Origin of the sequence: Buttiauxella sp. B2 (genome assembly GCF_006376615.1) — a bacterium.
GTDB lineage: Bacteria > Pseudomonadota > Gammaproteobacteria > Enterobacterales > Enterobacteriaceae > Buttiauxella.
Window position 1 is genome coordinate 170,165 of record NZ_VEXQ01000005.1, and the last position, 16,952, is coordinate 187,116.

Consider the following 16,952-nt stretch of genomic DNA (forward strand, 5'->3'; position numbering starts at 1 on the left):
CCAAAGTGTTTATAAAAGTAGCAGAAATGTCCACATCGATTATTTGCGGAGCGTCACACTTCTCAACGGAACAGCACATTTCTCCATAACTACAGCGAATACGACCTGACGGTTTTTCTGCATAAAAACTAATGTCATTTCTATAGATAACCAGGTCAGGGAGTAAAACAATGTCGATAGCACTGGGGCTCGATTTTGGTAGTGATTCCGTCCGCGCTTTAGCCGTAGATTGTGAAAACGGTACAGAGCTTGCGACAAGTGTTGAGTGGTATCCGCGCTGGCAGGAAGGACAATACTGCGATGCCGCCAACAATCAGTTTCGCCACCATCCTCGGGACTACATTGAATCCATGGAACGGGCGGTAAAAACTGTTCTCGCCGAACTTACCGCCGAGCAACGCGCTCGTGTTTGTGGCATCGGTGTAGACAGCACTGGCTCAACACCCGCTCCCATTGATGCCAAAGGTAATGTGCTGGCTCTAAAACCTGAGTTTGCCGACAACCCCAATGCCATGTTTGTGTTGTGGAAAGACCATACCGCGGTTGAAGAAGCCGAAGCGATCACTCGCTTGTGCCATCAGCCAGGAAAAAATGACTATTCCCGCTACATTGGTGGCATTTATTCCAGTGAATGGTTCTGGGCGAAAATTCTGCACGTCACTCGCGCCGACCAAAAAGTGGCACAGGCCGCAGTATCGTGGATTGAACTGTGCGACTGGGTTCCTGCACTGCTTTCCGGCACCACTCACCCACAAGATATTCGCCGTGGACGCTGTAGCGCCGGGCACAAATCGTTGTGGCATGAAAACTGGGGCGGTCTGCCTCCGGCCAGCTTCTTTGATGAATTAGATCCGGTCATTAACCAGAGCCTGCCTTACCCAATGTTCAGTGAAACATGGACTGCCGATATTCCGGTGGGAAATCTTTCTGCTGAATGGTCTGAACGCCTTGGCCTACCACAAAGCGTGGTGATTTCCGGCGGCGCGTTTGACTGCCATATGGGTGCTGTTGGAGCTGGCGCACAACCGAACACGCTGGTGAAAGTCATCGGCACATCAACCTGCGACATTCTCATCGCTGACAAACCGACCGTGGGCGACCGCGCAGTAAAAGGCATTTGTGGGCAGGTCGACGGCAGCGTGGTTCCTGATTTTATCGGCCTTGAAGCCGGGCAATCTGCTTTTGGCGATATGTACGCCTGGTTTGGCCGTGTACTTAGTTGGCCGCTGGAACAACTGGCGCAACAGCATCCAGAACTGCGCGAGCAAATTAATGCTAGTAAGAAACAACTCCTTCCGGCACTCACTGAAGCCTGGGCAAAGAACCCCTCCCTTGAGCATCTACCTGTCGTGCTTGATTGGTTTAATGGCCGTCGCACACCGAATGCCAACCAACGGCTGAAAGGTGTGATTACCGATTTAAACCTGGCAACCGACGCACCAGCGCTTTTCGGTGGGCTGATTGCCGCCACCGCCTTTGGTGCCCGCGCGATTATGGAATGCTTTACGGAACAAGGTATTCCCGTCACCAACGTGATGGCTTTGGGCGGTATTGCGCGTAAATCGCCAGTCATCATGCAGGTGTGCTGCGATGTATTAAATCGCCCATTGCAGATTGTCGCCTCAGACCAATGTTGCGCATTAGGTGCTGCCATTTTTGCCTCCGTTGCCGCAGGCAAGCATGAGGATATCGCCCAGGCACAGCTTGCAATGGCGAGCCAAATCGAAAACACCTTACAACCGATTCCTCAAAGTGCTGAGCGCTTTGAGCAGCTTTATCAACGCTATCAGCAATGGGCTGTCAGCGCGGAACAACACTATCTCCCTTCAGCCCTGAGCCATTAAGGACAAGATAATGAACATTTTTGAACAATATGAAGTGTGGTTTGTAATTGGTAGCCAGCATCTCTACGGTGCCGAAACGTTGCGTCAGGTAAATCAGCACGCAGAGCAGGTGGTAAATGCACTGAATAAAGAAGCCAAGCTGCCGTGCAAACTGGTGCTCAAACCACTGGGGACAACCCCTGATGAAATTACAGCTATTTGCCGCGATGCCAGCTACAACGACAAATGCGCCGGGATGGTGGTGTGGCTGCATACCTTCTCACCAGCCAAAATGTGGATCAACGGTCTAAGCATTTTGACTAAGCCGCTGCTGCAATTCCACACCCAGTTCAATGCGCAGATCCCATGGGACAGCATGGATATGGACTTTATGAACCTGAATCAGACCGCTCACGGCGGCCGTGAATTCGGTTTCATCGGCGCACGTATGCGCCAGCAGCACACCGTGGTGACGGGTCACTGGCAAGATCCGCAGGCTCATCAACGTATTGGTTCATGGATGCGCCTGGCGGTATCTAAACAAGATACCCGCCAGCTTAAAGTGGTTCGTTTCGGCGACAATATGCGTGAAGTCGCCGTGACTGACGGCGATAAAGTGGCCGCACAGATGAAGTTTGGTTTCGCTGTTAATACCTACGCGGTAGGCGATCTGGTGCAGGTGGTTAATGCCGTCAGCGACGGCGACGTAAATGCCCTGGTCGACGAATATGAAAGCAGCTATCGCTTAACAGCCGCCGCGCAAGTTAACGGTGAAAAACGCCAGAACGTGATTGATGCCGCGCGTATCGAACTGGGTATGAAACAGTTCCTGGTCCAGGGCGGATTTAATGCTTTTACCACCACTTTTGAAGACCTGCACGGCCTGAAACAATTACCAGGTCTGGCAGTTCAACGTCTGATGCAGCAAGGCTACGGCTTTGCGGGCGAAGGCGACTGGAAAACTGCAGCTCTGCTTCGCATCATGAAGGTGATGTCAACCGGTCTTGCGGGCGGCACCTCTTTCATGGAGGACTACACCTATCACTTCGAAAACGGCAACGATATGGTGCTCGGTTCCCATATGCTGGAAGTTTGCCCTTCTATCGCAGTGGCAGAAAAACCAATTCTCGATGTGCAGCATCTGGGGATTGGCGGCAAGGAAGATCCTGCACGGTTGATCTTCTCCACCAAAACCGGCCCTGCGCTCAATGCCAGCCTTATCGATCTCGGCGATCGTTTCCGCCTGCTGGTGAACTGTGTCGATACAGTCGAAGCACCGCATCAGTTGCCAAAACTACCTGTCGCTAATGCGTTGTGGAAAGCCCAGCCTGACCTGCCGACTGCATCTGAAGCGTGGATACTTGCAGGTGGTGCGCACCATACGGTGTTCAGCCAATCCCTGACGCTCGACGATATGCGCCTGTTCAGCGAACTGCATGGTATCGAGCTGACTGTTATCGACAACGAGACTCGCCTGCCTGCGTTTAAAGATTCTCTGCGCTGGAACGAGGTTTATTACAGCTTTAAACGCTAATTCCCCTGTCTTGTTTGTAGGGCGGGTAAGCGTCGCGCACCCGCCGGTAAGGTGAAAGTGGTGGATGGCGCTTATCCACCCTATAAGACCAAGGATCCAATATGTTAGAAGATCTGAAACGCCAGGTGCTGGAAGCTAATCTCGCATTACCCAAACATAATCTGGTGACACTCACCTGGGGTAATGTCAGCGCCGTTGATCGTGAACGCGGCGTGTTAATCATCAAACCTTCCGGTGTCGATTACAGCATCATGACCGCAGAAGATATGGTGGTGGTGAGTTTGGAAACCGGTGAAGTGGTTGAAGGCGATAAAAAACCCTCTTCCGATACTCCAACTCACCGCTTGCTGTATCTGCAATTTCCACACATCGGCGGCATTGTCCACACCCATTCCCGCCACGCAACTATTTGGGCGCAAGCTGGGCAATCAATCCCTGCAATGGGAACAACTCACGCAGATTACTTCTATGGCACCATTCCCTGCACTCGCAAAATGACCGATGAAGAGATCAATGGCGATTACGAATGGCAAACCGGCGAAGTAATTGTGAAAACTTTTGCTGAACGTGGAATAGATGCCGCACAAATGCCTGGCGTGTTAGTTCATTCCCACGGCCCATTTGCCTGGGGAAAAGATCCCGTCGATGCCGTACACAACGCTATCGTGTTGGAAGAAGTCGCCTATATGGGCATATTCTGCCGCCAACTCTCACCAGAATTACCTGATATGCAACAAACGCTACTGGATAAACATTATTTGCGTAAGCACGGTGCGAAGGCTTATTACGGGCAGTAAGCACTGTATATAAAAGCAGTAATCCCGCGCGAAGTGGTCTATAATCAGACCACTTTTCCATTTATGAGAACGCAGCGTGTCGCAAGCTCGTCAGGGGTTTCTGTTAACACGTCATTGGCGAGATTCCCCATTCGGTACTGAAGTAGAATTTTGGCTAGCAACGGACGATGGCCCAGTGAAAGTGTGCCTGCCGCGCCAGGAATCGGTAGCGTTTATCCCCCAATCCCAGCAATCCGAAGCTGCACGTCTGCTCGGCCGTGAAAGCCATTATCGCCTCACGCCGTTACCACTCAAAGATTTCCACCGTCAGCCTGTTTCCGGCCTTTATTGCCGCCAGCATCGTCAACTCATGCGCATCGAAAAACTGCTGCGTGATGGCGGTGTACGGGTTTATGAAGCGGATATTCGCCCGCCAGAACGTTTCTTGATGGAGCGTTTCATTACCGCTCCGGTCTGGTTTAGCGGTGAACCACAAAATAATGTTGTGATTGAAACCAAGCTGAAACCCGCACCGGACTATCGCCCACAGCTGAAATGGGTGTCATTGGATATCGAAACCAATCGCCACGGTGAGCTGTATTGCATCGGCCTGGAAGGTTGCGGGCAGCGTCACGTTTATATGCTTGGCCCGGAAAATGGCGATGCCAGCGGGCTGGATTTTACGCTGGAATATGTCGCCAGCCGCCCGCTGCTTTTAGAAAAACTTAATGCCTGGTTTGCCGAACATGACCCTGACGTGTTGATTGGCTGGAATGTGGTGCAATTCGACTTACGTGTGCTGCAGAAAATGGCTGATCGTTACCAAGTCCCGTTGCGTCTCGGGCGTGGTAACAGCTTGCTGGAATGGCGCGAGCACGGTTTTAAACAAGGAGTGTTCTTCGCGCAAGCTGCTGGCCGCGTGATTATTGATGGTATAGAGGCCTTGCGATCCGCATTCTGGAATTTCTCTTCTTTTTCTCTTGAGACAGTCTCACAGGAGCTGCTTGGTGAAGGCAAAGCAATTGATAATCCCTGGCAACGTATGGATGAAATTGACCGGCGCTTTGCCGAAGATAAACCAGCACTGGCGAGATACAACCTTAAAGACTGTGAGCTGGTGACACGGATTTTCCATAAAACGGAACTGATGCCGTTTCTGCTCGAACGGGCGACGGTCAATGGTTTGCCACTGGACAGGCACGGCGGGTCCGTCGCTGCATTTGGTCATCTTTATATACCGCGAATGCATCGAGCCGGTTACGTTGCACCAAACCTTGGAGAAGTGCCGCCACAAGCAAGCCCGGGCGGTTATGTGATGGATTCACGTCCTGGACTCTATGACTCGGTATTAGTGCTGGATTACAAAAGTCTTTATCCGTCGATTATTCGCACTTTTCTTATCGACCCGGTTGGCCTGGTAGAAGGTATGGCGCATCCGGAACCCGAACATGCCGTTGACGGTTTTCTTGGAGCGCATTTTTCCAGGACGACTCATTGTTTGCCTGAAATCGTCGGGCAAATCTGGTCAGGTCGCGACCAGGCAAAACGCCACAACAATAAGCCGTTGTCACAAGCATTGAAAATCATCATGAATGCCTTTTATGGTGTGCTGGGCACCAGTGCGTGCCGCTTCTTTGATCCTCGTCTTGCATCGTCGATAACCATGCGTGGGCATCAAATAATGCTGCAAACCAAAGCGTTGATTGAAGCTCAAGGCTTTGACGTGATTTATGGCGACACAGATTCCACGTTCGTCTGGCTTAAAAAATCACATTCGGAAGAAGATGCCGCACGTATCGGCCAGCGATTAGTCGCCCATGTGAATGAGTGGTGGAAAACCCATCTGCAAGAAACTCAGCAATTGGACAGCAAGCTTGAGCTTGAGTTTGAGTCGCACTTTTGCCGTTTCCTGATGCCAACGATTCGCGGCACGGTTGAGGGTTCCAAAAAGCGTTACGCCGGAATGATTCAGGAAAATGGTCGGCAAAGAATGGTGTTTAAAGGGCTGGAAACTGTGCGCACAGACTGGACTCCGCTAGCTCAAGCGTTCCAACAAACACTTTATTTACGCGTATTCCGCAAAGAGCCATATCAAGATTTTATTCGTGAAACCATCGCCAGTTTGATGGCCGGTGAACTGGATGAGCAGTTGATTTACCGTAAACGGCTGCGACGACCACTGAGTGAATATCAAAAAAATGTGCCACCGCATGTACGCGCTGCTCGCCTCGCGGATGAACATAATCAACGACTTGGCCGCCCAGCTCAGTATCAAAATCGTGGCACCATCAAGTATGTGATTACCACCAACGGCCCTGAGCCGGTGGATTATCAAGAATCACCGCTGGATTACGATCACTACCTGACTCGCCAACTCCAACCGGTGGCTGAAGGAATTTTGCCCTTCCTTGAGGATGACTTTGCTACACTAATGACAGGGCAGTTGGGGTTATTTTGAGAAACTCTAAATAATTCAAAGTGCAACCAGGCGGCAAGGGAACGAATCCCCTGGAGCTTACTAGAGTAAGTGACTAGGGTGAGTGAGTGCAGTCAACGCAGTTGCAATTTGAAGTATGACGAGTTGGTGACGAATGCGTTTCCTTCCAGTACCATAGCGCCCTCCTGAATCATCCTTAAATCTACTTTTGAGCTACCGCCCACTTTGCGCGCGGTCGTTTTACTATTGCCTGCAAATCTTAGTAACTGATAATAGAGCCGAAATCTTATGCCTTTTACACTTGGTCAACGTTGGATCAGCGATACAGAAAGCGAACTGGGACTGGGAACTGTGGTCGCTTTAGACCCACGAATGGTAACCCTGCTCTACCCTGCCACCGGTGAAAATCGCCTGTATGCCAGAAATGACTCGCCTATCACACGCGTGATGTTTAACCCGGGTGATACCGTCACCAGCCATGAAGGCTGGCAACTAAAAGTTGATGAAGTTAAAGAAGAAAATGGTTTGCTTGCCTACATCGGTACTCGTCTGGATACAGAAGAAGCCGGTACGATGCTGCGCGAAGTTTTCCTGGACAGCAAATTGGTGTTCAGTAAGCCACAAGACCGTCTTTTTGCCGGCCAGATTGACCGGATGGACCGTTTTGCCCTGCGTTACCGTTCCCGCGTTTACCAAAGCGAGCAGTATCGCCAGCCGTGGAGCGGCCTTCGCGGCATGCGCACCAGCCTGATTCCGCACCAGCTCAATATCGCCCATGATGTGGGCCGTCGCCATGCGCCACGTGTATTGCTGGCTGATGAAGTAGGTTTAGGTAAAACAATTGAAGCCGGGATGATTTTGCACCAGCAACTGCTGGCGGGTAGTGCTGAGCGCGTGCTAATTGTGGTGCCAGAAACCCTGCAACATCAGTGGTTAGTTGAAATGCTCCGCCGCTTCAACCTGCGTTTCGCCCTGTTCGATGACGAGCGCTACGCCGAAGCCCAGCACGACAGTGATAACCCATTCGAAACAGAACAACTGGTTATCTGCTCGCTGGATTTTGTGCGCCGTAGCAAACAACGTCTTGAGCATCTGTGTGATGCCGAATGGGATTTGATGGTGGTCGATGAAGCTCACCATCTGGTGTGGAGCGAAAAAGCGCCAAGCCGTGAATATCAGGCTATTGAACAACTCGCCGAACACATTCCAGGTATCTTGCTGTTAACCGCAACACCTGAACAGCTTGGTATGGAAAGCCACTTTGCGCGTTTGCGTTTGCTGGATCCAAGCCGCTTCCACGATTTCGAGCAATTTGTTGAAGAGCAGCAGCATTATCGTCCAGTGGCTGATGCCGTTGCACTGCTGCTGGCCGGTAATCACCTGACCAACGATCAGCTGAACATGCTAAGTGAACTGATTGGCGAGCAGGATATCGAGCCTCTGCTGCAAACCGCGAACAGTGACCGTGAAGGCAGCAATGCGGCGCGCCAGGAACTGATTTCCATGCTGATGGACCGCCACGGCACCAGCCGCGTGCTGTTCCGTAACACACGTAATGGTGTGAAAGGCTTCCCGAAACGCGAACTGCATACCATCCGTTTACCTCTGCCGATGCAATATCAAACTGCGATTAAAGTCTCCGGCATAATGGCGGCGCGTAAGTCGGTAGACGAGCGTGCTCGCGACATGCTCTACCCTGAGCAGATTTATCAAGAATTTGAAGGCGATAGCGGTACATGGTGGAACTTCGACCCACGCGTTGAATGGTTGATGAGCTACCTGACCAGCCACCGCTCTCATAAGGTGCTGGTGATTTGTGCGAAAGCCGCCACCGCATTGCAGCTTGAACAAGTGCTGCGTGAACGCGAAGGTATTCGTGCAGCCGTGTTCCATGAAGGCATGTCGATTATCGAACGTGACCGCGCCGCAGCCTGGTTTGCCGAAGAAGATACCGGTGCCCAGGTGCTGTTGTGCTCCGAGATTGGTTCTGAAGGACGTAACTTCCAGTTCGCCAGCAATCTGGTGATGTTCGATCTGCCGTTTAACCCGGATTTGCTGGAACAACGTATTGGCCGTCTGGACCGTATCGGCCAGGCGCACGATATTCAGATTCATGTTCCATATCTTGAGAAAACCGCACAGTCCGTGCTGGTGAAGTGGTTCCACGAAGGTCTGGATGCATTCGAGCACACTTGCCCAACCGGGCGTGCGATTTACGACAACGTGTATCCGCAACTGATTGAGTATCTGGCCGCGCCTGAAAATACAGACGGTTTCGATGCGCTTATCAAGCAATGCCGTGAACAGCATGATGCGCTAAAAATTCAGCTCGAACAGGGCCGTGACCGCCTGCTGGAAATCCACTCCAACGGTGGCGAAAAATCACAAGCGCTGGCTCAGGCTATTTCTGAGCAAGATAACGACACTAATCTGGTGAGTTTCGCACTAAACCTGTTCGATATCGTTGGCATTAATCAGGATGACCGTGGCGACAATATGGTGGTGTTAACACCAGGCGACCACATGCTGGTACCAGATTTCCCGGGCCTTCCTGAAGATGGTTGCACCATTACGTTTGAACGTGATGTCGCGCTGTCACGTGAAGATGCGCAATTTGTGACCTGGGAACACCCTATCATCCGTAATGGTCTGGATCTGATTCTTTCTGGCGATACCGGTAGCTGTGCGCTGTCTTTGTTGAAAAACAAAGCACTGCCAGTCGGAACGCTGTTGCTGGAGTTGGTGTATGTCGTGGAAGCCAAAGCGCCGAAACAGTTACAGCTCAATCGCTTCTTGCCGCCAACACCGGTTCGTATGTTGGTGGACAAAAATGGCACCAACCTTGCGGCTCAGGTCGAGTTTGAAAGCTTCAACCGCCAGCTCAGCACAGTGAATCGCCATACCGGTAGTAAGCTTGTGAATGCGGTTCAGTCTGACGTCCATGCCATTTTGCAACTGGCGGAAGAGAAAGTGGAAGCAGCAGCCCAGGTGTTGATTAAAGCTGCTCGTGAAGAAGCAGATGAGAAACTGAGTTCAGAACTTTCTCGCCTGGAAGCACTGAAAGCCGTTAACCCAAACATTCGTGATGATGAACTCGAAGCTATCGAAAGCAATCGTCAGCAAGTGTTGGAAAGCCTCGCGCAGGCTAACTGGCGACTGGACGCGTTGCGTCTGATTGTGGTGACACACCAGTAATGATTATGGAACCCTATAACCCGCCGACCGAGCCCTGGCTGGTCATCCTTTATCAGGATGAGCACATTATGGTAGTCAATAAACCTTCGGGTTTGTTGTCCGTACCAGGACGACTGGATGAGCATAAAGACAGTGTGATGACGCGTATACAGCGCGACTTCCCGCAGGCTGAATCTGTACATCGTCTGGATATGGCGACTAGCGGCGTAATTGCTGTTGCGCTGACCAAAGCTGCAGAACGTGAACTGAAGCGCCAGTTTCGTGAACGTGAGCCGAAGAAGCAATATGTGGCGCGGGTATGGGGTCATCCTCAGCCAGAAGAAGGTCTGGTGGATTTACCGCTAATTTGTGACTGGCCGAATCGGCCAAAGCAGAAAGTGTGTTATGAAACCGGGAAAGCGGCGCAAACGGAATATCAGGTTCTGGAGTATGCGGCAGATAACACCGCTCGGGTGCAGCTAAAACCGATTACCGGGCGCTCGCATCAATTACGTGTTCATATGTTGGCAATGGGTCACCCCATTCTGGGAGATCGCTTCTATGCGCCACCAGAAGCGCTGGCATTAGCGCCACGCTTACAGCTGCATGCCGAAATGCTGACCATTACTCATCCTGAGTATGGAACGCCAATGACGTTCCGCGCGCCTGCTGACTTCTAAAAAAAGCCTCTCAATCGAGAGGCTTTCCTATTATTTAAATCCTTTTGACGTCTTGATCAGATCATAAGCTTTCTGGATGTCCTGCGCCTTCTGCTTAGCCATCTCCATCATTTCTGGCGGCAAACCTTTCGCGACCAGTTTGTCAGGGTGATGCTCACTCATTAACTTACGGTACGCGCGCTTAATAGTGGTGGCATCATCACTACTTTTGACGCCCAGCACATTACAAGCATCTTCAAGCGTTGGTCCACGTTGTTGCTGAAAACCACCCTGCGATTGGTTGTAACCACCACCGAACTGCTGGCCGCCTTCCATCATGCGTAAGAATTGATCAAACTGGATGCGTGAAATACCCAGCTCTTCCGCAATAACGTACAGCACTTCCCGTTCATTAGGATGAAGCGAACCATCAGCAAATGCCGCCTGAATTTGAATTTCAAGAAACATCCGAATCAGGTCAAAACGCCCAAAACATACGCTGCGTAACTGACGCATTTTTTCACGAAGTGGGTAACCATTCTCTTTACCGACACGAAACGCATGCTGAGCCGCGCTGCGTGCATCACCATGTAATTGCATACGATCCATTAATAGCGATGCAATCTGGATATCCGCTTCCGTTACACGACCTTTTGATTTGGTCAGATGGCCCATCACTTCAAATGTGGTACTAAAGAACAGTGACTGACGTTGTTGCTGGTTAGAAAACCAGGATTGACGACGGCTGCGCACCTTGTCGATGGCATGGCCAATCAGTAATCCTATAACCACGCCCCAGAAGCCACCGCCCATAATAAGTGCTATTGCGACACCGAGTACTTTTCCCCAATACTGCATATACTCCCCAAATCGTCATGCCGTCGGCTAGAATTTGCTTTATCATACCCGTCATTGACAGCAGTGCCTAACGGCAGACTGCTGAACGGACAGGATTAACACTAGCGCTGTGGTGATGAGTACGTTAGTCTCAGAAAGTTTGCCGACGCTAAGCCATTGATGATGGAACAACGAATAACACGTATGAAAAAACGTATTCCCACCTTGCTGGCCACCTTGATTGGCGCAGCGCTGTATAGTCAACAAGGTATGGCTGCCGATCTTGCTTCGCAGTGCATGCTTGGTATCCCAAGTTACAACCGCCCATTGGTTGAAGGGGATACCAACAATCTACCTGTTACTATAAATGCCGATCACGCAAAAGGAAATTATCCTGACGATGCGGTGTTTAGTGGCAATGTTGATATACAGCAAGGCAATAGCCGTCTGCTAGCTGATGAGGTTCTGCTGCATCAGAAGCAGGTTGAAGGCCAACCCGATCCTGTTCGTACTGTCGATGCCGTTGGCAACGTACACTACGACGATAATCAAGTCATTCTAAAAGGCCCAAAAGCCTGGTCAAACCTGAATACCAAAGATACCAATGTTTGGAAAGGTGACTACCAAATGGTAGATCGCCAAGGGCGTGGTACTGCCGATTTGATGAAGCAACGTAGCGATAATCGCTACACCATTCTGGAAAATGGCACATTTACATCCTGTTTGCCGGGTTCGAATACCTGGAGCGTTGTGGGAAGTGAAGTAATTCAGGACCGGGAAGAAGAAGTCGCGGAAATCTGGAATGCCCGTTTTAAATTGGGCCCGGTTCCGGTCTTTTATAGCCCTTACTTGCAGTTACCTATTGGTGATAAACGCCGTTCAGGCTTCCTGATCCCAAATGCGAAGTACAGCTCTAATAACGGTCTTGAATTCACGCTACCGTATTACTGGAACATTGCACCAAACTTTGATGCCACGATCACCCCGCACTATATGGAGCAACGTGGCACGCAATGGCAGAACGAATTCCGTTACCTGACCAAAGCGGGTGCGGGCATCATGGAATTCGACTATCTGTTGTCAGATAGCGAATACAAAGATGACACGGCTAAAAATCCTGAAGGGGATGAACGACGCTGGTTGTTCTATTGGAACCATAGTGGTGTGATGGACCAGGTGTGGCGTTTTAATATCGACTACACCAAAGTCAGCGATCCAAGTTATTTTAATGACTTTTCCTCGCAATATGGTTCAAGCACCGACGGCTATGCTACGCAGAAATTTAGTGTTGGTTATGCTGTTGAAAACTTTGACGCTACTCTAGCGACAAAGCAGTTCCAGGTCTTTGATTCCCAAAGTGGAAATAACTCATACAGTGCGCAACCGCAACTTGACCTGAATTATTATCAAAATGATGTAGGGCCGTTTGATACGCGTATTTATGGCCAGGCAGTACATTTCACCAACGTGAGTAGTGACCAGCCAGAAGCTACCCGTCTTCATATTGAACCGGTTATTAGTCTGCCGCTGTCAAATGGCTGGGCAAGTCTGAATACCGAAGCCAAATTGATGGCGACGCATTACCAGCAGACCAATCTGGATACTTACAATGCAGCTAACCCGAACAATCAACTTGATGAATCGGTAAACCGTACCCTGCCGCAGTTCAAAATGGATGGTAAGCTGATATTTGACCGCGATATGGACTCTGCCGCAGGCTGGGCTCAAACGCTTGAACCACGCGTACAGTATCTGTATGTGCCATACCGCGATCAGAGCAACATCAACAATTACGACTCTGCACTGTTGCAGTCTGACTACAACGGTTTATTCCGTGACCGTTCTTACGGCGGTCTTGACCGTATCGCATCCGCCAACCAGGTAACGACCGGCGTAACCACGCGCATTTATGATGATGCAGCCGTTGAACGTTTTAACGTTTCGGTGGGTCAAATCTACTACTTCACGCAATCTCGTACTGGCGATGACACAATTAATGGTGAAAAAAGTGACCAAACAGGGTCAGTGGTATGGGCTGGTGACACTTATTGGCGCATGACGGACCGTTGGGGTTTACGGGGTGGCTTGCAGTACGATACGCGTCTGGATAACGTAGCGACCGGCAACGGTGTTATTGAATACCGCAAAGACAACGATCGTCTGGTGCAATTTAACTACCGTTACGCAAGCCCTGAATATATTGGCGCTACAGTTTCTAACATCAATATTGATGCACCTCAGTACAAAAATGGCATCTCGCAAGTAGGGATGACAGCAAGTTGGCCGATTGTTGATCGTTGGTCTGTCGTTGGTGCATATTACTACGACACCAAGGCGCAACAAGTCGCTGACTCCATGCTGGCAGTGCAGTACAACTCTTGCTGTTACGCTATTCGTGTTGGTTACGAACGCAAAATTAACGGCTGGGAAAACGACCAAAGCAAATACGATAACGTAATTGGCTTTAACGTCGAGTTACGTGGCCTGAGTTCCAACTACGGCCTGGGCACACAGCAAATGTTGCGTTCGAACATTCTGCCGTATCAGAGCTCGATGTAATTCACTTTGACTAGAATTAGCAACCCGCTTTGCGGCTAAGTAAAATGGAAAAAGTATGAAGAATTGGAGAACGCTGCTCCTCGGTATCGTCCTGGCGACGAATACCTCTTTCGCGGCCCCACAAGTGGTCGACAAAGTTGCAGCAGTAGTGAATAACGGTGTGGTACTGGAAAGTGATGTTGACGGCATGATGCAGTCAGTTAAAACGGGTGCCCAGCAAGCTGGCCAGCAACTTCCTGATGATGCAACTCTGCGCCACCAGGTTCTGGAACGTCTGATCATGGACCAGATTATCCTGCAGATGGGTCAGAAGATGGGCGTCAAAGTGACAGACGATCAGGTTGATAAAGCCATCGCAGATATCGCAGCCCAGAACAAGATGAGCATGGATCAGATGCGTAGCCGTCTGGCTTATGATGGCGTCAATTACAATTCTTACCGTGCTCAGATCCGTAAAGAAATGACGATTTCAGAAGTACGTAACAATGAAGTTCGCCGCCGCGTTTCTATATTGCCGCAAGAAGTCGAATCTCTTGCTCAGCAAGTGGGTAGCCAAAACGACAGCAGCACCGAACTTAACCTAAGCCACATTCTGATTCCATTACCGGAAAACCCAACCTCTACTCAAGTAGACGATGCGGAAAAACAAGCACGTGATATTACTTCACAAGCGCAAAACGGTGCAGATTTTGGCAAACTGGCAATCACCTACTCTGCTGACCAGCAAGCCCTGAAAGGCGGTCAAATGGGTTGGGGACGCATTCAAGAATTACCGTCTATTTTCGCTCAAGCTTTAACCACTGCGAAAAAAGGTGATGTCATTGGCCCGATTCGTTCAGGTGTCGGCTTCCACATTCTGAAAGTGAACGACCTGCGTGGCCAGAGTCAGAGTATTTCTGTGACTGAAGTCCACGCTCGCCATATTTTGCTGAAATCGTCCCCAATCATGAGTGACGATCAGGCACGCACTAAACTGGCGCAAATTGCTGCTGATATTAAAAGCGGTAAAACGACGTTTGCTGCCGCAGCAAAATCATTCTCGGAAGATCCTGGTTCAGCAAACCAGGGCGGCGATTTGGGCTGGGCGACTACCGACATCTACGATCCTGCTTTCCGTGATGCGCTGTCAAAAATGCACAAAGGTGAGTTGAGTGCACCTGTTCATTCCTCATTTGGCTGGCATTTGATTGAGCTTATGGATACTCGTAACGTTGATAAGACTGATGTTGCGCAAAAAGATCGTGCATACCGTATGCTGTTCAACCGTAAGTTCTCAGAAGAAGCGCAGACCTGGATGCAGGAACAACGAGCATCCGCTTACGTGAAAGTTATAGGTAGCAATGGTTAATATCCATCGAGTGGTCATCACTCCCGGCGAACCTGCCGGGATTGGCCCCGACCTGGTCATCGCGCTGGCGCAGCGCGATTGGCCCTTAGAACTGGTTGTCGCTGCTGCGCCAGAACTCATCCAGGAACGAGCTGCCCTCCTCGGCCTTCCTCTCAAGCTTAAAACGTATCAACCCGGTACACCCGCAACCCCGCAAACTGCTGGCACACTTACCGTTCTCCCCATCAAATTACGCACCCCTGTGATCCCAAGGCAGTTGGATGTGAAAAACAGCGAGTACGTAGTGGAAATGCTGGCTCGCGCTTGCGATGGCTGCATTAGTGGCGAATTTGCCGCACTTATTACTGGGCCAGTGCACAAAGGTATCATTAACGACGCTGGAATCCCGTTTATCGGCCATACCGAGTTTTTCGAAGAGCGATCTCACAGTAGAAAAGTCGTCATGATGTTGGCGACCGAAGAACTGCGCGTGGCGCTGGTGACAACACATCTGCCCTTAAAAGCCATTAGTGACGCAATAACGCCAGATTTATTACGCCAGATAATCACCATCCTGTATCATGACCTGCAAACCAAGTTTGGTATCGCGCAACCGCACGTGCTGGTTTGTGGCCTGAACCCCCATGCAGGGGAAGGTGGCCACATGGGCACTGAAGAGATTGATACTATCATTCCAGTACTGAATGAAATGCGTGGTCTGGGGATGAATCTTTCTGGCCCACTACCGGCAGATACACTGTTTCAGCCTAAGTATCTCGATAACGCCGACGCAGTACTGGCGATGTACCACGATCAAGGCTTGCCGGTACTCAAATACCAGGGCTTTGGCCGTGCGGTCAATATCACGCTAGGCTTACCTTTTATCCGCACTTCGGTTGACCATGGAACCGCGCTAGAACTAGCCGGTCAGGGGAAAGCCGAGGTCGGCAGTTTTATTACGGCGCTTAATCTCGCCATCAAAATGATTGTTAATACTCAATGAATACTCGTGTCCACCAGGGCCATTTAGCCCGTAAACGTTTTGGACAAAACTTCCTTAATGACCAGTTCGTTATCGACAGTATTGTCTCTGCTATTAATCCACTAAAAGGCCAGGCGATGGTTGAAATCGGCCCTGGCCTCGGTGCGTTAACCGAGCCTGTGGGTGAACGCCTGGATGAAATGACCGTCATCGAACTGGACCGCGATCTTGCAGCCCGTCTGCAAACGCACCCGTTCCTGGCTCCAAAGCTGACGATTTATCAGCAAGATGCTATGACGATGGATTTTGGAGAGCTTTCGCAAAAAATCGGCCAACCGTTGCGCGTATTTGGCAACCTGCCGTATAACATCTCCACGCCATTAATGTTCCATCTGTTTAGCTATACTGATGCCATTGCTGACATGCACTTTATGCTGCAAAAAGAGGTGGTAAACCGTTTAGTGGCTGGCCCTAACTGTAAAGCGTATGGTCGTTTAACCGTCATGGCGCAGTATTATTGTAATGTGATCCCAGTGCTTGAAGTGCCACCAACAGCCTTCACACCTGCACCAAAGGTTGACTCAGCCGTTGTGCGCCTGGTCCCACACGCAGTAATACCGAACCCAGTTAAAGACCTGCGTGTATTAAGCCGCATCACTACTGAAGCGTTTAATAAGCGCCGCAAAACGATTCGTAACAGCCTTGGTCATCTGTTCAGTGCAGAAGTGATGGCGGAGCTGGGAATCGATCCAACCTTGCGTGCTGAGAACATCTCAGTCGCACAGTATTGCCAACTGGCAAACTATTTGGCTGATAACCCGCAGCAGCCGAAGGAGAGTTAACG

11 protein-coding genes are annotated in these 16,952 nt (G+C 50.4%); 10 read left to right on the forward strand and 1 reads right to left on the reverse strand.

The window, feature by feature from the left end; translation table 11 throughout:
- The first annotated feature begins 170 nt into the window (after positions 1-170).
- From araB to rluA, 6 genes are all read left to right on the forward strand, one after another.
- A complete protein-coding gene (araB, locus tag FH968_RS08560; RefSeq protein ID WP_139878722.1) occupies positions 171-1,844 on the forward strand; it encodes a ribulokinase in 1,674 nt (557 codons plus the stop codon).
- 10 nt (positions 1,845-1,854) lie between these two features.
- Positions 1,855-3,357: an L-arabinose isomerase gene (gene araA, locus FH968_RS08565; RefSeq protein ID WP_139878723.1), complete on the forward strand. Its 1,503-nt coding sequence runs from the start codon at positions 1,855-1,857 to the stop codon at positions 3,355-3,357.
- Positions 3,358-3,458: 101 nt separating this feature from the next.
- The gene (gene araD / locus FH968_RS08570) at positions 3,459-4,154 is read left to right on the forward strand and encodes an L-ribulose-5-phosphate 4-epimerase (RefSeq protein ID WP_139878724.1); all 696 of its coding nucleotides are present in this window, start codon (positions 3,459-3,461) and stop codon (positions 4,152-4,154) included.
- 76 nt (positions 4,155-4,230) lie between these two features.
- On the forward strand, positions 4,231-6,591 hold the full coding sequence (gene polB / locus FH968_RS08575; RefSeq protein WP_139878725.1) for a DNA polymerase II: 2,361 nt from the start codon (positions 4,231-4,233) through the stop codon (positions 6,589-6,591).
- Positions 6,592-6,858: 267 nt separating this feature from the next.
- A complete protein-coding gene (gene rapA / locus FH968_RS08580) occupies positions 6,859-9,765 on the forward strand; it encodes an RNA polymerase-associated protein RapA (RefSeq protein ID WP_139878726.1) in 2,907 nt (968 codons plus the stop codon).
- Positions 9,765-10,424: a bifunctional tRNA pseudouridine(32) synthase/23S rRNA pseudouridine(746) synthase RluA gene (rluA, locus tag FH968_RS08585; RefSeq protein ID WP_139878727.1), complete on the forward strand. Its 660-nt coding sequence runs from the start codon at positions 9,765-9,767 to the stop codon at positions 10,422-10,424. The genes rapA and rluA overlap by 1 nt, the downstream gene beginning before the upstream one ends.
- Positions 10,425-10,454: 30 nt before the next feature.
- Here the strand turns inward: rluA and djlA are convergent, their stop codons facing one another.
- On the reverse strand, positions 10,455-11,261 hold the full coding sequence (djlA, locus tag FH968_RS08590) for a co-chaperone DjlA (RefSeq protein ID WP_139878728.1): 807 nt from the start codon (positions 11,259-11,261) through the stop codon (positions 10,455-10,457).
- Between the two features lie 183 nt (positions 11,262-11,444).
- Here djlA and lptD point away from each other — a divergent pair, with 183 nt between their 5' ends.
- From lptD to rsmA, 4 genes are read left to right on the forward strand one after another with little or no spacing between them, the layout of a single operon-like run.
- Positions 11,445-13,799 (forward strand): LPS assembly protein LptD, encoded by a 2,355-nt coding sequence (lptD, locus tag FH968_RS08595; RefSeq protein WP_139878729.1) that lies wholly within the window; start codon positions 11,445-11,447, stop codon positions 13,797-13,799.
- A 55-nt stretch (positions 13,800-13,854) separates the two neighbouring features.
- Complete coding sequence (gene surA / locus FH968_RS08600) at positions 13,855-15,147, forward strand: peptidylprolyl isomerase SurA (protein WP_139878730.1); 1,293 nt, start codon at positions 13,855-13,857, stop codon at positions 15,145-15,147.
- Entirely contained in the window at positions 15,140-16,129 is a 990-nt protein-coding gene (gene pdxA, locus FH968_RS08605; protein ID WP_139878731.1) for a 4-hydroxythreonine-4-phosphate dehydrogenase PdxA, read from the forward strand. Before surA ends, pdxA begins: the two co-directional genes overlap by 8 nt.
- Positions 16,126-16,950 carry a 16S rRNA (adenine(1518)-N(6)/adenine(1519)-N(6))-dimethyltransferase RsmA gene (gene rsmA, locus FH968_RS08610; protein ID WP_139878732.1) on the forward strand — a complete coding sequence of 275 codons (825 nt, stop codon included), beginning with the start codon at positions 16,126-16,128 and terminating at the stop codon, positions 16,948-16,950. The genes pdxA and rsmA overlap by 4 nt, the downstream gene beginning before the upstream one ends.
- The last annotated feature ends 2 nt before the right edge of the window (positions 16,951-16,952 follow it).

Bases quoted from the DNA above. Each gene is read 5' to 3' on its own strand.
- araB (WP_139878722.1), top strand. From the start codon at position 171: ATGTCGATAGCACTGGGGCTCGATTTTGGTAGTGATTCCGTCCGCGCT.
- araA (WP_139878723.1), top strand. From the start codon at position 1,855: ATGAACATTTTTGAACAATATGAAGTGTGGTTTGTAATTGGTAGCCAG.
- araD (WP_139878724.1), top strand. From the start codon at position 3,459: ATGTTAGAAGATCTGAAACGCCAGGTGCTGGAAGCTAATCTCGCATTA.
- rapA (WP_139878726.1), top strand. From the start codon at position 6,859: ATGCCTTTTACACTTGGTCAACGTTGGATCAGCGATACAGAAAGCGAA.
- rluA (WP_139878727.1), top strand. From the start codon at position 9,765: ATGATTATGGAACCCTATAACCCGCCGACCGAGCCCTGGCTGGTCATC.
- djlA (WP_139878728.1), bottom strand. From the start codon at position 11,261: ATGCAGTATTGGGGAAAAGTACTCGGTGTCGCAATAGCACTTATTATG.
- lptD (WP_139878729.1), top strand. From the start codon at position 11,445: ATGAAAAAACGTATTCCCACCTTGCTGGCCACCTTGATTGGCGCAGCG.
- surA (WP_139878730.1), top strand. From the start codon at position 13,855: ATGAAGAATTGGAGAACGCTGCTCCTCGGTATCGTCCTGGCGACGAAT.
- pdxA (WP_139878731.1), top strand. From the start codon at position 15,140: ATGGTTAATATCCATCGAGTGGTCATCACTCCCGGCGAACCTGCCGGG.
- rsmA (WP_139878732.1), top strand. From the start codon at position 16,126: ATGAATACTCGTGTCCACCAGGGCCATTTAGCCCGTAAACGTTTTGGA.